Below are 15055 nucleotides of genomic sequence, written 5' to 3'. Positions count from 1 at the left end.
TTTTTATTCAATGTACCTATGTTATTCGTTGTATTCAAGTTATGAATGCTGTCTCTAAGCTGTAAACACACTGTACGGAAATCTTGCCAAGTCCTCGCTGGCTATTTTTTCATCTTCATTGCATTTTATGAGCATCTCATTAGAATGCCGCGCTCTTTTAAATGTCTTAAAAAACAATGATTTACTTGTTGTGTATGGGCTGTTTATAAACTGCTAACGTATTAACTAAATTGTAACGAGAGAGGTCTGTTTTGGCGCACTATTTGCCGATTATTTCATGCTTTATTTTGGCGTTTAGCTTTTATCCGCTATTAAATAAAATTCGTAAAAATCGCAGTGTGTCGGGCGTGTCGTTGCTAATGATGAGCTTTGGGGTGGCACAAAGTCTTTATTTCATTACCTACAATGTGTACTTTCAGCGCATTTACATGGTCTTACCGTTTATCGTGACGGGTGTGTTAAGTGGTTTAATTCTTTATTACTTCGTGCGTTACAATGCAGCGCGCCAGCAACGGTTGCAATTAACTGGGCTATTAATTGTGTCGGTGACGCCTTTTTTGTTATTGCTTAGCCCGTCACTTGATACTGCCATTGTCCTTAATTGGCTGACATATGTTGGCTTAGCGATGAGTTCTATCCGTGTTATGCCGCAAACCTACAAAACAATTAAAAGCGGTGATATTAGTAACTTAAGTGCACGTTATTTTAGTTTACAGTTTGTAGCGGGAGCCTGTGGTTTAGGCGCAGAACTGGCGATGGCTTCACCGAGTGTGTCACATGTTCTAACTTTTGTGATGATATTGCTAACTAATGCCGCCCAACTTGGTTGTATTCAATATTACAAGTCACGTCCAGCGATGGCTTGATGATAACGTTGAAATAATAAAAGGCTGCCCGTTGGCAGCCTTTTGTGCTTATTAATTAAGCTTCGAGCGCTTTGCTAATTAAGCGATCGATATACTGCTTATGTGCTTTTGCAGCAGTGTCGGCACCCCATGGCGTACTGATATCAGCAATTTTGTTTAGCTGATAAAGCGCAGCAGCTTTGGCTAGGTTGTCGTGCTTGCTCGCTTTACCTAAGCCTGCAATCGCAATCAGCTGGTTCACATACTCAATTTGTAAGTTATGACTTAATGAGTTCGCTTTTTTACTATCGACAAAAATGCTGGCTGTTAGGTCATCCATGAATTGGCTTAGTGAATACTCATTACCGTACATTGCGCTGTCTGAAATACGCAGCATGACTGCAGGGTGCAACAATTGCGCAAGCACAAGCTTTTGCATGCCTAAAATCATGTTATGTGGTTTTGGATCTTCGTTCTTACCGTAATGATTAAAACCACGACGTTGCTGTTGTAAGTAGTTATATAGCGGTTGCATGCTGACTAACACATCAGGTGCAAACACATTTTTGGCCAGAATTTGCATAGCCTGTTGCTGGCGCTCTAATGGCACTGGCGTAAATGGTGCGCCATTTTTATCATCACCCACGACGTTGCGCTCAACATATACCCCACCAATTTGACGAGATACTACGCCAGCCTGTGTTCTGTAACTACCGAATAGGATGTTGGCAGAAGTAACTAGTTGCTGATATGACTCACCTTCAACCGTGGCTTTGTCTTTTAGTTCAGTAAATAGTTTATTGATTAAGGCCATACGGTCTGAGGCGTAGGCCGCTGGGTTTGATGACATATCACCAATCATGATACGTGGATCAATGTGGCGTCCTGGTGCTCGCATATCATCAGCGTCGTTACCAAATGCAAGCGCATGCTCAGATGAGCGAGCAAGAATTTTTTCTAAACGTTGTTGCTCGGCATCGGTGTCTGCCAAAGCTTGACTGTAACCATATTCAATAGCCCAGTCGTCATAAGGACCTGGTTTCGTTTGGAAAATATCGCCTTGCTGCATGCCAATTGGAGCGATATTTGCCGGCGCATAGTCCATAACAGAGCCTGTAACAATCCCTTGCGTTTTACGCTTGTCGTGTACGTCTTTTTCGTTCCACAAAATAGAAGATTTCATATTGTGGTTTAAGCCTAAGGTATGACCGACCTCATGCAAGACAAGTTGTGTTAAACCTTGGCGTAAAATTTCTTTGTCTTCGATGTTTGCACCAGTACCTAGGCCTTTTGCAAGTAACATGTTTTCTTGAATACTGTGGCCCAAAGAGCAGTGTAGTTCTGAGTCACTCATATGTTCAGTGAGTGTCGCCGCACCTTGTGTATATAGGGTGTCGTACATCCAACGGTTTTTCATGAAGACATACTCGAGCATGATGTCTGAGCCTAAGATCTCACCCGTTAATGGATTAGCAAGTGCAGGACCATAGCCACCAAATGGTGGACGTGGAGATGCGGTCCAACGTAATACGTTGTAATTTATGTCGCCTGCATCCCAGTCTGCATCGTCTGGTTGTATTTTTACTTCAATCGCATTTTTGAAACCTGCTTTTTCAAACGAGGTGTTCCATGCCAGTACCGCATCGCGGATGGTATCGCGCCACTCAACCGGTGTGGTATTTTCAATCCACCACGTAATTGGTTTTACAGGTTCAGATAAGGCTGCGGATGGATCTTTCTTTTGTAAATCCCAGCGTTTGATCACGTCTTCATAAGGGGCCCAGTCGGCAGAGGTCATATTATCGAACTGGTTAGTAAAATAACCAATTCGCGCATCATCTTGACGAGGTTGGTAGTCATTTTCAGGTAAAGCAACAAATGAGTGCTGTACTTTTATTGATACGTTACGAGGGTCGCTTATAGCGGCAGAGCCCCGCACACTTGGGTTGGCGTTGCTGAATACATAATCAACAATAACATCTAGGTTATTTGCGTAAGGGCGCTGGTTAACAATACGCGATTTTTTGTCATCTAGTTTACCTAGCTTGAAGCGTTTTTTAGCGTTTTTATCGTCAGGGTTAACCCATGGAGACACTTTATGCAGTGCTTCGCTTAAAAATAGCTTATCAACGTCAAAGGCTATTTTTCCGTCTTCTTCTTTGTCTATTTTGATACTTGCGAGAACGGCTTCACTGATATTGGCATCTGCAGAGCGGGCAAGCGCTGAGTTCTCGTCAAACTTATAGCGTGGTGTTTTGCTTACAATATCAATACGATCAAAATGCTTTCTAAATTCTATGAGTTTGGTCTCTCGGTATGAGCCTCGAAAGTGGCCTGCATCTGTCACGCCATCAACGGTATGTGCAAAATACACAAACGGGGTATTAAGCTGTGACTCATTGATGACCATTAAGTTTTTACCCGTTTTGGCATCTTGGTAAAGTGTAAAAATACCGACAAATTCGGTTTTATCTTTGATCATCTCAGCCAGTGTTTCTGGCTTTTTTTCTTCTTTTTTTGCTGCAATGGCGTGGCCATTGACTGTCAATGCTAGGCTTAACGCTAGCGCAATATTTGTTATTTTCACTGTTAGAATGTCCTTAAACTATGTCATAGAGCAGTTTAATGAAATAATGTCTTGATAAAAGGTGATATGTTAACAAATGTGAAATTGTGTTTTTAACCAGCTGAAATTAAAATGGTTTTCTTTGTAACAAATTGTTTTATACGTCACTTTAATCTGAACGGTGTCATTCTATGTCTGTTTGTAACAGTTACTTACAAATGTCACATTAATGTTTCTGTCAGCTTTGGTATGATAGGACCAGTTAAAATATTAAAGGTGTAAGTTATGCGCACGAATTTATTAAAATGGACGTTACCTATTATCGCTTTATTCATTGGTATTGCTGGTTTTATGGGGATCAATGCGATTGCCCAAGAGCCACAAGATAAGGATGAAGTTGATGTGCGTCCTCTCGTGAAAGTTGAAGCTGTTTCTAGTGATGATCACCAAGTGATTATTAACAGTTACGGTGAAGTGAAGCCACTTGAAAGTACCCTGATTGCATCGCAAGTTGCAGGTGAAGTGACCAGTTGGCATCCAAATTTTGTTGCGGGCGGAATCGTCGCGCGTGGTGAAGTGTTATTTACTATTGAAAAAGATAACTACGAAGCTGCTGTATTACAAGCAGAGGCTTCGCTTGCAAGTGCGCAAGCGGCATTGATTGAAGAGCAAGCACAAGCAAAGGTTGCACAGGATGAAGCAAAACGTTACCCAGAGCGTGAACGCACAGACTTATTCCTTCGTAAACCGCAAGTATTAAGTGCCCAAGCGGCTGTAAAATCAGCACAAGCTGCATTGAAACGCGCTGAGCGTGACCTTGCTCGCTGTGAAGTGAGAGCACCTTACGATGCATTGGTCATTAACCGTGAGATTGGTGTAGGTCAATACATTAACGTGGGAAGCCAAGTTGCTGAACTTAATAACATTGAAAGTGCCGAAATCATTGTTCCTATTGCTGGTTTTGATAGTGTGTTTTTACCGAAACGCCTTAAAGGTGTTAAGGCGACGATTATTAATAAAGGTTTAAACAGCTTTACACGTGAAGCGGTGATAGACCGCGATCTAGGGGTTGTTGATAATGCGACGCGTATGAGTAATTTGGTGATACGAGTGAACGATCCATATGGTCTCAAGCATGACGTACAGCCGATTAAGTTTGGTGCTTATGTGCAAGTTAGCTTCGCGGGTGAAACACTGCAAAATATTTACCGTTTACCGCAATCACTTGTTAATAATCAAACGGTTTGGGTTGTAAATGACGAGCAAAAACTTGAGCCTCGTAAAGTCACGGTAGTGCGTGAAGAAGGTGAGTTTTTCTATATCAGTGACGGCTTACAAGTTAATGATCAATTGGTGCTTACATTACCGGAATACCCGCAAGCGGGTATGGAAGTGAAAATTGCAGGCATGAAAGAAATGACGAGCGATGCAGAGAATACTGCAGCGGTTGAAAAGCTTTAAGGTGGCGCTATGACAGACGAAAACACAGAAAAACAGTCTGGCATTATTGCCTACTTTGCCAATAACTCGGTTGCTGCGAACCTCATGATGGTCTTTATCGTTATCATGGGGATTATTAGTTATTTTACGATTCAGCGTCAGATGTTCCCGAATGTCGAAATTAACTACATTGAGATACAAGCCAATTATCCGGGTGCATCACCGCAAGAAATTGAAGAAAGTATTCTGATCAAGATAGAAGAATCGTTAAAAGACATCACCGAAATCAAACGAGGTGTGTATCGTGCGTTTCGCAACAATGGACGAGCAAGTTTAGAGATTAATACCGATGCAGAACTCACAGATGTACTTGATAAAGTAAAGCTGCGTGTTGACGGTATTGCAACATTTCCTGCAGGTATGGAACCCGTTACCATTAGTCAGGTCGAGTTTCGTCAAGACGTCATTGGTATGACCTTGGTCGGTGATATTCCGCTGACTGAGTTAAAACCGGTTGCTAATCAAATTGAAGATGAGCTACTGCAATTATCGAATGTGTCCTTGGTACAAAACGATGTGCCACTTGATGAGATTGCGATTGAAATAGACCCTGATTCGTTGCGTCAATACAACCTGACATTAAGCGATGTTGCTAATGCGGTGCGTCGTTACTCGGCTAACATTTCGGCGGGTCAATTACGCACAGATGCAGGTATTATTTCTGTGCGTGTTGAAAATCAATATTACAGCGGTGACGAATTCCGCCAAATTCCCGTTAAAATTGGTGAAAATGGTGCGAAAGTCCTGTTGCAAGATATTGCCGTAATTAAAGATCAATTTATCGAAGGTGAACGCTACTTTAAATTTAATGGCGAGAATGCGGTTTATTTATCGGTAAAAGCAACGAAAGAGCAGAACATGATCCCCGTTGCAGACTCTGTTAAAGCCTTTATAGAAAAGAAAAATAAAGAGCTGCCAGTTGGTTTGCGCCTAGAGCCGCTCATGGATATGACATACTATCTTAATGCGCGTTTAGACATGATGAAAACCAACCTGATCCAAGGGGCGATTTTGGTTGCCATTATGTTGTCGATTTTCTTACGCTTTAAGTTAGCACTGTGGGTAATGATTGGTTTACCCGTGTGTTTCTTAGGGGCGATGATGATGATGCCGCTCTTTGGGATCAGTATTAATATTGTGTCGTTATTTGCCTTCATTATGGTACTGGGGATCGTGGTCGACGATGCCATCGTCATAGGGGAAAGCGCCTACACCGAAATTGAGAAAAAAGGGGGAGGCGTTGTTAATGTGGTGAATGGTGCTAAGCGAGTTGCAACACCAGCAACCTTTGGCGTATTAACGACCATCGCGGTGTTTGCACCGTTTACATTATCAAGTGGCCCCGAAAGTGCGTTTTTCTTTGGTATCGCAGTGGTGGTTATACTGTGTTTAATATTCAGCTTAATTGAATCTAAACTGATTCTACCGGCTCACATTGCGCACACGAAGTTTCCACCTATTAACCCAAATAGCTGGCGTGCCCGTTTTAATAAGCGTTTTTTCAAATTTGTAAACGGCCCATATAAAGCATTTATCGTACGTTGTGTAGAGTGGCGCTGGTTTGTGTTGTTTTCATTCATTGGCCTATTAATTTTAACCTTTGGCCTGATTTCTTCTAATCAAGTGCGCGTGGTGCCAACACCAAAGGTACCTCATGATTTCCCACAAATTCGTTTAGAGATGAACGAAAATGCGTCGGACATTCAAACAATTGATGCGGTTCGTGAAATTGAAGCCATGGTGTTAAGAGTTGATCAGGAAACTGAGCGTGAGTTTGGCCAAAAACTGATCCGCGATATTTTGGTATTTAATCAAGGCCGAACGGAAGCACAAATTTTAGCGCCGTTGGTTGATGAAGACCTTCGTCCATATAATGCCTTTGAGCTATCACGCCGCTGGCGTGAACAAATGCCAAGCATTGCGGGGGTTAAGTCTTTGCAAATTTACGATGACGTGAATGGCGGTGGCAGTGATGGCGAGTTTGGTTATCTACTTTATGGCCCAGACATTGATACCTTAAATGATGCAGGCCGTCGCTTTATTCAGTTATTACAACAGCAAAAAGGGCTTTTTGATATTAGCTCGACTATCGACCCAGCCAGTAAAGAAGTACAGCTCAGCTTAAAACCTGTGGCGTATGACTTAGGGTTAGACTTAGCAAATATTGCTAATCAAGTCGGCGCAAGCTTCTATGGTGGTGAAGCACAACGTGTTATTCGTCGTGGTGAAGAGGTGCGTGTAATGGTGCGTTACCCTAAGCTCACACGTGAAGCGTTTGCCTCTTTAAAGCATGCTGTAATCACAACCCCTGCGGGTAAAGAAGTTATGCTAGGTGACGTGGTTGAACTAACCGAAAAACCGGGCATCAGCTATATTCGCCGCGAAGGCGGTTATCGTACGGTTTATATTTACGGCAGTATTGATGAAGAAGCCATTGAGCCGGGTGCCGTTGTTAAACAAGTTGAAGACACTTTATTACCACAATTAAAAGAAGAGTACCCATCAGTGAAAACTGAGTTAGGAGGCTCAATTGAAGAGCAACAAGCGCAAGCAAACGAGCAATTAATGTTCTTCATTGGCGGTATGATACTTGTGTATATTTTGCTTGCAGTCCCACTTAAGAGCTATTCACAGCCGTTGATTGTGATGTCAGTTATTCCATTTAGTTTAACAGGCGCTATATGGGGTCATTTTTGGTTTGGCCTAGATATTAGTTTAATGTCGGGCTTTGGTTTAATTGCAGCTGCTGGGGTGGTTATTAATGACTCCTTAGTAATGACAGACTTTGTAAACCAAGCGAGACGAGAAGGCATTTCAACTCGTCAAGCCGTTATCGAGGCGGGGTGTGCACGTTTTAGGGCTATAACCCTAACCTCAATTACAACGTTTGCCGGTGTGTTGCCGATCATGTTTGAAACAAGCCTACAAGCGAAGTTTGTTATTCCGATGGCGGTCGCACTGGGTTTTGCTGTGATGTTTGCAACGTTGATTACCCTAGTGCTTGTCCCTTGCTTATACATTGTGATGAGTGACGTTGGGCACGTATTCTTACGTTTCTTTCGCTCGGTGCGTGAGTTATTTCCAAGCGCTAAGCCAGTAAGAGATTAAGTTAAGATAATGTTTAAAAGCCAACCTCCGGGTTGGCTTTTTTGTATCTGCATTTGCTAGTACTTAATAGTTATATGTATGTTTTGGTTACATTCTTTTGTTTGATTTGTTTTCCGGTCGCGATTATACTCAACTCAGTTTTTGGCAAACTAACTGAAAAGTTAGGACGCAAAGTTTCCGGTCTAAGGTTTTGTTAACAAAACTATGATAGCGGGGCCGCCGATAAGCGCATATTCTTCGGGCTTTGGATCTTTTGCCTCAAACTAAAAAATGTATTTATTTTGTTCGGTTATTGTTGGATAGTACCTATTAGTTGTTCTTAGGGTGTTACTTTGTTTATGCATTCGTCATTGGCCTCTGGAAAGTGGTTACCGATTGGTTGCTTGAACCATCATACTCAGCTTTTTGTTGGGGACACGGTGGTCGTAACCTTTTATGACATGCAAGGAGAGCTAGTCGATTTATCATTCAATTACCGGATCACCAGTACGGATGAAGGTGAGCCTCATAATTGGCCACGTTTAGTTGCCGAGCATATAAACGTGCACATTCCACTGGTTGAGGCCGGAAAAATGACCGAACAAGGTTTGGTGGTTGCATACCGCTCAAACCAAATTTATGCCCTTGAAGGTTCGGGCATAACACATGCAAAAGTGGCGTTTAACTGCATCGCGAAATGTAAAGAACGCGCGGTCGATAATCCACAAGATTATGATTATGTTTACCCACAGGCATGCAGTGATTACAGTGCTGGTGTAAAAGTGCTACAGCCTAAAACAGGCCACATTTATAGGTGTAAGCCTTGGCCATTTAGTGAATTTTGTCGTGTTAAAGATTCACATAACCCGTTGTTTGAACCGGGAGTTGGCAAAAGTTGGGCCATGGCATGGCAGCAGATATCGCATTAACCGTTTTCCCCCTAAATGCTATTTTAGCATTGCTTAGCCCACTCAATTTGAGTGGGCTTTTTTATACCCATTTGTTAAGCGAATTGGCCAAGCTTCTATGGTAAACTCGGTTTAATTCGTTTTTTAATTGTGGTTTCTTTGTGTCATCAAGTTCGTATTCATTGTCATTATTAGCGCATCCGCCGGTTGCTAAAAAACAGCCTCATTCCTTAAGCACTCATCAGTTTACTCGCATCGATAATTACTATTGGATGCGCGATGATGAACGACAAAATACCGAAGTATTAACTCATTTGCATGCCGAGAATGATTATTGTGAAAAGCAGCTTGCAGGTATAAAGCCACTTCGTGAGCAGCTATTTGATGAGCTAAAAGGGCGTATTGTAAAAGACGATAATACCGTACCCGTAAAAGATGGAACGTATTGGTATCATTCAGAAGTACGTGGCGATGATGAATATGCCCGCCACTACCGCAGTAGCTCAATTGACGCCCATGATAAGCAGTTACTATTAGACGTAAACCAATTAGCCGGTGAGTTTGAGTTTTACGAGCTGGGCGAAGTGGCCATTAGTCCAAATGAGCAGTTGCTTGCTTACTCAGAGGATACTGAAGGCCGACGTGTTTATACGGTACGATTTAAACACCTTGCCACAGGTGACATGTTTACTGATGTACTCGAAAACACCGAAGGGCAAGTCGTGTGGGCAAACGACAGTAACACCGTATTTTACGTGAAAAAAGATCTGCAAACCTTGCTTGGTTTTCAGGTTTTTCGCCATGTGTTAGGCACGCCTCAGGCCGACGATGTATTGGTGTATGAAGAGCAAGATAAAAGCTTTTTTATGGGACTTGGCAAAAGCCGTGATGAAAGCCTTATTATCATTGATCTTGCGACCACAGAAACCAGTGATACATGGGTGCTTGATGCCAACAATCCATGTGGTGAATTTAGTGCGTTAACACCACGTGAAGAAGGCCATGAGTTTGATGTAGATAAGCTAGGTGATACGTTTTATATCGTGACTAACTGGCAGGCAAAAAACTTTCGTTTAATGACGGCTACGTTAAGTACAATCGCAGATAAATCACTTTGGCAAGAACACACTCCACACCGCGACAATGTGTTACTAGAAGGTGTAGAGATATTTGATGATTATTTAATTTTAACTGAGCGAGAGCTAGGACAAACACGATTTGTTGTGGTGAATAAGCACGGTGAGCGACTCACTTTAGAGTTTGATGATCCCTGTTATTACGCTGCAATTGCAATGAACCCAGAACCCAACGTACGCTCTGCGCGTATTTATTATTCGAGTCTGACGACACCGGGATCACTGTATGATGTTGATTTAAATACAGGGCAAAAAACCTTATTAAAACAACAACAGGTATTGGGTGAGTTTAAACCAGAAAAGTACCGTTCAGAACGTATCATGGTGACGGCAAGAGATGGCGAACAAGTACCTGTATCACTGGTTTACCGCATCGATAAGTTTAAAAAAGACGGCACAAATCCATTGCTGCAATATGGGTATGGTGCGTATGGCATTACTATCGATCCGAGCTTTTCTAGTAGTTCATTGAGCTTACTCGATCGTGGCTTCGTGTATGCGATTGCTCATATTCGCGGTGGTGAAATGCTGGGGCGTAGTTGGTACGAACAAGGTAAAAAACAGCACAAGCAAAATAGCTTTAATGACTTTATCGATATTACGCGAGCGTTAACCAAGCAAGGGTACGCACACCCTGCAAAAGTCTGTGCGTCGGGTGGCAGTGCTGGAGGTCTATTAATGGGCGCCGTCGTTAACCAAGCACCCGAGCTTTATTTAGGCATTGGCTGTCATGTGCCATTTTTAGATGTTTTGACGACCATGTTAGATGAAAGCATTCCGCTTACGACTAACGAGTATGATGAGTGGGGAAACCCGAACGACCCCGCGTATTATGATGTGATTCAGGCCTATTCTCCGTATGACAATATTAAGGCGCAAGCGTACCCTAATATTTTAGTGACGACGGGCTTTCATGATTCACAAGTACAGTATTGGGAGCCCATGAAATGGGTGGCTAAACTTCGCGAGATGAAAACAGATGACAACATTCTTGTCTTTAAAACAGATATGGATGCAGGTCATGGTGGTGCGTCGGGTCGTTTTAAAAGCCTTGAAGAAAAGGCTCTTGAAATCGCATTTTTTATTGCTTTATTATCGAATTAAAGCTTAGATAACACCTATAAGTGCAAAACTTAAGTTGTATTTTAAGGGGTGAGCATGTTTAAAGCCCACGGTGATTGGTGTTACTTTATTGAACCGCCAGTGATTTATGTGGAAATAAGTGGCAGTTTTAATAAAGAAGCTGTTGCTTCGTTTAGTGTTGAAGTTGCTCAAGAAATAATGAAATACCCTGAGCACTCAATTCAGTATGCTGTTGTTAATTTAGCGCAATTTGAATTAGCAACGGCAGATAGTATTGAAACCGCGAAGGCGTATTTTCAAGCTATAAAAGCACGTGGTTACAAACGCGTTGACTATATCAAAGCAAATATAATTGCGCGCAATTTACTCGAGACAATATGGTCGGGTGTCGATATGGATATTAACTTCCATCACAATGCTGATAGCTTTTTTGAAGACAGGCCAGAATACAGTCACCTGAGAAAGTGGTTAAAATAAAAAAGCCCTCATAGAGGGCTTTTCAAGTGATGTAAAGTAAGGGCCTAGCCTAAGTAAGCTTTTAACATCCAAACAAGTTTTTCTTGTTCTTTAATGTAATCACTCATTAGTGATGCAGTCCCTTCGTCATCAGCATCGCCAGCTTCTGTTAAAATTTCGCGCTGCATTTGAATAAGTGTGCTGTAACCTGCTAATAGGTTTTCAACGGCTGCGGTGCCTTCAGTAATGTTCTTCGCTTCATTAATCTTACTTGCTTCGAGGTATTCTGAAAACGCATGAATAGGTGCGCCACCAAGTGTCAAAATACGCTCTGCAATTTCATCTACTTTTTCAAGAAGTAGGTTATAAATTTCTTCAAATTTAAGGTGTAATTCAAAAAAGTTACGACCTTTAATATTCCAATGAAAGCCACGTGCATTCATATATTGAATTTGGTAGCAGCTTAATAAAGTATTGAGAGATTTTACGATATCTTCACTTTTTGCGCTGTTTAAACCAATTGCATTTACCTGTGACATAGATTAGCTCCTTAAAAAAATAATCGTGAATAGGTTACTTGCTAGTGCGTGATATCAAGTATTGGCCATTTTTATTAATCTGTAAAATGGTTTAATTCGAACGGGGTGATAGGTTTTAGCTATCAATACGCATTTTGAATCAGTCGTCCACTATCAGCATAACCTCGAAGTACTCTTCTATAAACTTGGGGCAAATGACGTAAAAAACCACCATAAAAAGTGATTATTTTTTAATGAAGGTGAAAATATGATCTAAAACAAGTTTTGCTTTAGCTAATATACACGCCGATTTAGAACTTGATTTAGGTCAAAAAATCAACGTAGCAGAAGCGCATAATACCTTTACCGCATTTAGCTAGGAGAACAAAAATGGACGGTAAAACAGTAAAAGAAAACAAAGCAGAAATAGTGGTTGTTGTTATTGCATTACTTGCGTTTGTAATCGGTTTAGTTGGTCATCTTGCAGGGGCAAGCTTTGCTAATTTTGACACCTTTGGTTATATCGCTGCGCCGGTGCCGCTGATTCTGGGGATTATTGTATTAATTTCTTACAAAGTTGCCGCAAGTGCTGAGAAATAAAATACAGCTAACGTTGATTGATAAGCTTAATAATGTAATCCATGACTTGGCGTGAGTAGATCATACTGGTGTGACTTAAATGAAACACCTTGTGCTCTGCCATGCCATTGAGTTTGGTTTCATCTATAAGCACTGTGCCATCGGAAGCACTGCCTTTAGCAATGAGCGGCATTAATCCAATGGGTAAGTCGCCTGCAATACTATAAAGCTTGGCATTAAACGGCCAGTCGCCATTTTCAGACAACAAAAACTCGACACTATTTTTAAGTAACATATCGAAGCCTTTTTGCTGCATTTGCTTAGCAATATGGCTGCCTTTATGAGGCGTGCCTAAGGTAATGACTTTTTCAACATGTTTGCTTTGTAGAGAGTTTGCTTCAAGGTAGGCCCGGGCAACTAAACCGCCCATTGAATGACACACCATTGCTGTGGGTTTGCCATTAATAAAGCGGTCAATCTTGTCAAAAATAGCCGTTCTATTTGGCGACAGCGTATTGTAGGTCAAATTGAGTATATTAAGCCCTGATTTTTCAAGACGTGCGCACAGAGGGCGCATTACAAAGCCCGACATATAAAGTCCGTGTAATACTACAACCTGCCTAATTGCCATCGCATTCCTTACATGAGTTGCTGAGGTTTAATTTCGATATTTGCTGTGTCTGAGCTAACCCATACCTCACCGTCTTGAATCGTAATCGTAAGCTTAATATTACGGTCAGCCAGTGCGGCTAATGCTTGAGTCGCAGCATAATCGAGGCTAAAAATACTTAAGTTTTTAAAATCATACAACTTAGGTTGATGCTTTTGCCACCAAATAGTTTGGTTATTTTCGCCGTAAGTATACAAAATAACCTGTTTAGCTTTGTTACAGGCTTTTTTCAAACGCTTTTCATCAGGTAGACCAAGCTCAATCCATAACTCAATTTCTTCGCTGTAGTTTATGTGCCAAAGCTCAGGTTCATCATCAGCACACAAGCCTTTGGTAAACTCCAACCCTTCTCGGGCATTGAGTGCAAATGCCAGCAAGCGGATCATCAGGCGCTGCTCGGTCTCTGATGGGTGCTGTGCAAGGGTTAGATTGAAATCTTGATACAGGTGTCGGTCCATATCGCTCAGCGATATGTGTGCTTTTATAATGGTTGATTTAAGAGCCATAACTGCTTACTTGAAAAAATTTGCGTCATTATAGCGCAATTAACTGCTGAGCCAGTTAAAATACCGTGAAATTATCTTGTAGGAGTAAAACATGGCAATCCAGTGGTTCCCGGGTCACATGAACAAAGCCCGTAACGAAATTAAAGAAATCATGCCACAAATGGATGTGATCATTGAGGTGCTTGATGCCCGTATTCCTTATAGTAGTGAAAACCCGATGGTTACAGCGCTTCGCGGTGATAAACCCGTTATAAAAATCATGAATAAAGCTGACCTTGCTGATCCTAAACTCACGCAAGCGTGGAAAGACTACTTTGAACAACAAAGCGGTGTTAAAGCAATTGATTTTGGGAATGATAAAGCGGGTGAAGTGCATCGTATTAATGAGCTTTGTAAAAAGTTAGTGCCGCATAAAGTGGGTGCAGATAAGCAAATAAAAGCTATGATAATGGGTATTCCAAACGTAGGTAAATCAACGTTAATCAATACCTTAGCTGGCCGAATTGTTGCAAAAACGGGTAATGAGCCTGCTGTAACCAAAGCCCAGCAACGCATTAAACTTGATGATGGCATTATGTTGTACGACACGCCAGGCATGTTGTGGCCAAAAGTAGAAAACGAAAACTCAGGTTATCGTTTAGGTGCAACAGGTGCGATTCGTGATACCGCGATTGATTATGAGGAAGTGGCAAGCTACACGGCGGAGTATTTATTGCACGCATACCCTGAGCTTTTAAAAAGCCGTTATAAGATTGACGAATTACCTGAGTCTGACTGGGAATTTGTTGAAATGGCCGGTAAAAAGCGTGGCTGTATCCGTGGTGGTAATCAAATTGATACCTATAAAATGTCAGAAATTCTGATAAATGAATTACGTGATGGCATTATTGGTCGAATTACCATGGAAACCCCCGCAATGCGTGAAGAAGAAGAGCGCATGGTGGCAGAGCTTCGCGCTGCGGCAGAAGCTAAAAAAGCAGCAAAAGAAGAAGAGAAAAAACAGCGCCGAGCGCGTGCTCGTAAAAACCGCCGTTAATCACACTTTATTTGCAGACATAAAAAAAGCCCGTAAGGGCTTTTTTAGTTTCATATCTACCGTCACCGATATGAGCAATGTAGCAAGTAAAATAAGTAGGGCGATCGCCTGTTGCCAACATCAAGGGGCGCTGCGGTTAGCAACAAGTGATCTTAGCTTTATCGT

12 protein-coding genes and 1 riboswitch are annotated in these 15055 nt (G+C 41.8%); of the genes, 8 read left to right on the top strand and 4 right to left on the bottom strand.

Annotated features, from left to right (window positions below):
• The first annotated feature begins 251 nt into the window (after window positions 1-251).
• Window positions 252-866: a hypothetical protein gene (locus IT970_RS15575; RefSeq protein ID WP_118844752.1), complete on the top strand. Its 615-nt coding sequence runs from the start codon at window positions 252-254 to the stop codon at window positions 864-866.
• Between the two features lie 55 nt (window positions 867-921).
• Here the strand turns inward: IT970_RS15575 and IT970_RS15570 are convergent, their stop codons facing one another.
• Entirely contained in the window at window positions 922-3432 is a 2511-nt protein-coding gene (locus IT970_RS15570; protein WP_065979473.1) for a zinc-dependent metalloprotease, read from the bottom strand.
• Window positions 3433-3696: 264 nt separating this feature from the next.
• On the opposite strand from IT970_RS15570, the gene IT970_RS15565 reads away from it, so the two are divergent.
• The 5 genes from IT970_RS15565 (at window position 3697) to IT970_RS15545 (ending at window position 11602) form a co-directional block, all read left to right on the top strand.
• Window positions 3697-4872 (top strand): efflux RND transporter periplasmic adaptor subunit, encoded by a 1176-nt coding sequence (locus tag IT970_RS15565; RefSeq protein ID WP_036973588.1) that lies wholly within the window; start codon window positions 3697-3699, stop codon window positions 4870-4872.
• A gap of 9 nt (window positions 4873-4881) precedes the next feature.
• On the top strand, window positions 4882-8019 hold the full coding sequence (locus IT970_RS15560) for an efflux RND transporter permease subunit (protein ID WP_036973587.1): 3138 nt from the start codon (window positions 4882-4884) through the stop codon (window positions 8017-8019).
• Window positions 8020-8152: 133 nt separating this feature from the next.
• A riboswitch (cyclic di-GMP riboswitch) is annotated at window positions 8153-8243 on the top strand.
• Window positions 8244-8357: 114 nt separating this feature from the next.
• Entirely contained in the window at window positions 8358-8927 is a 570-nt protein-coding gene (locus IT970_RS15555) for a chitin-binding protein (RefSeq protein WP_065979472.1), read from the top strand.
• A 140-nt stretch (window positions 8928-9067) separates the two neighbouring features.
• A complete protein-coding gene (locus tag IT970_RS15550) occupies window positions 9068-11146 on the top strand; it encodes a S9 family peptidase (RefSeq protein ID WP_036973585.1) in 2079 nt (692 codons plus the stop codon).
• A 54-nt stretch (window positions 11147-11200) separates the two neighbouring features.
• On the top strand, window positions 11201-11602 hold the full coding sequence (locus IT970_RS15545; protein ID WP_036973584.1) for a hypothetical protein: 402 nt from the start codon (window positions 11201-11203) through the stop codon (window positions 11600-11602).
• Window positions 11603-11646: 44 nt separating this feature from the next.
• Here the strand turns inward: IT970_RS15545 and IT970_RS15540 are convergent, their stop codons facing one another.
• Complete coding sequence (locus IT970_RS15540) at window positions 11647-12120, bottom strand: Dps family protein (protein ID WP_196857469.1); 474 nt, start codon at window positions 12118-12120, stop codon at window positions 11647-11649.
• Window positions 12121-12489: 369 nt separating this feature from the next.
• Here IT970_RS15540 and IT970_RS15535 point away from each other — a divergent pair, with 369 nt between their 5' ends.
• Window positions 12490-12699 carry a hypothetical protein gene (locus IT970_RS15535; RefSeq protein ID WP_036973582.1) on the top strand — a complete coding sequence of 70 codons (210 nt, stop codon included), beginning with the start codon at window positions 12490-12492 and terminating at the stop codon, window positions 12697-12699.
• A gap of 7 nt (window positions 12700-12706) precedes the next feature.
• On the opposite strand, the gene IT970_RS15530 is transcribed toward IT970_RS15535, so the two are convergent.
• Together IT970_RS15530 and IT970_RS15525 are read right to left on the bottom strand one after the other, a co-directional pair.
• Window positions 12707-13309: a PGAP1-like alpha/beta domain-containing protein gene (locus IT970_RS15530; RefSeq protein ID WP_065979470.1), complete on the bottom strand. Its 603-nt coding sequence runs from the start codon at window positions 13307-13309 to the stop codon at window positions 12707-12709.
• An 8-nt stretch (window positions 13310-13317) separates the two neighbouring features.
• Window positions 13318-13854 (bottom strand): YaeQ family protein, encoded by a 537-nt coding sequence (locus IT970_RS15525; protein WP_036973580.1) that lies wholly within the window; start codon window positions 13852-13854, stop codon window positions 13318-13320.
• Window positions 13855-13945: 91 nt separating this feature from the next.
• On the opposite strand from IT970_RS15525, the gene ylqF reads away from it, so the two are divergent.
• Window positions 13946-14890 carry a ribosome biogenesis GTPase YlqF gene (gene ylqF, locus IT970_RS15520; RefSeq protein ID WP_065979469.1) on the top strand — a complete coding sequence of 315 codons (945 nt, stop codon included), beginning with the start codon at window positions 13946-13948 and terminating at the stop codon, window positions 14888-14890.
• The last annotated feature ends 165 nt before the right edge of the window (window positions 14891-15055 follow it).

Origin of the sequence: Pseudoalteromonas sp. A41-2 (genome assembly GCF_015767615.1) — a bacterium.
In the GTDB taxonomy this organism is placed as follows: domain Bacteria; phylum Pseudomonadota; class Gammaproteobacteria; order Enterobacterales; family Alteromonadaceae; genus Pseudoalteromonas; species Pseudoalteromonas lipolytica.
This window is presented reverse-complemented; position numbering and strand designations above follow the sequence as displayed.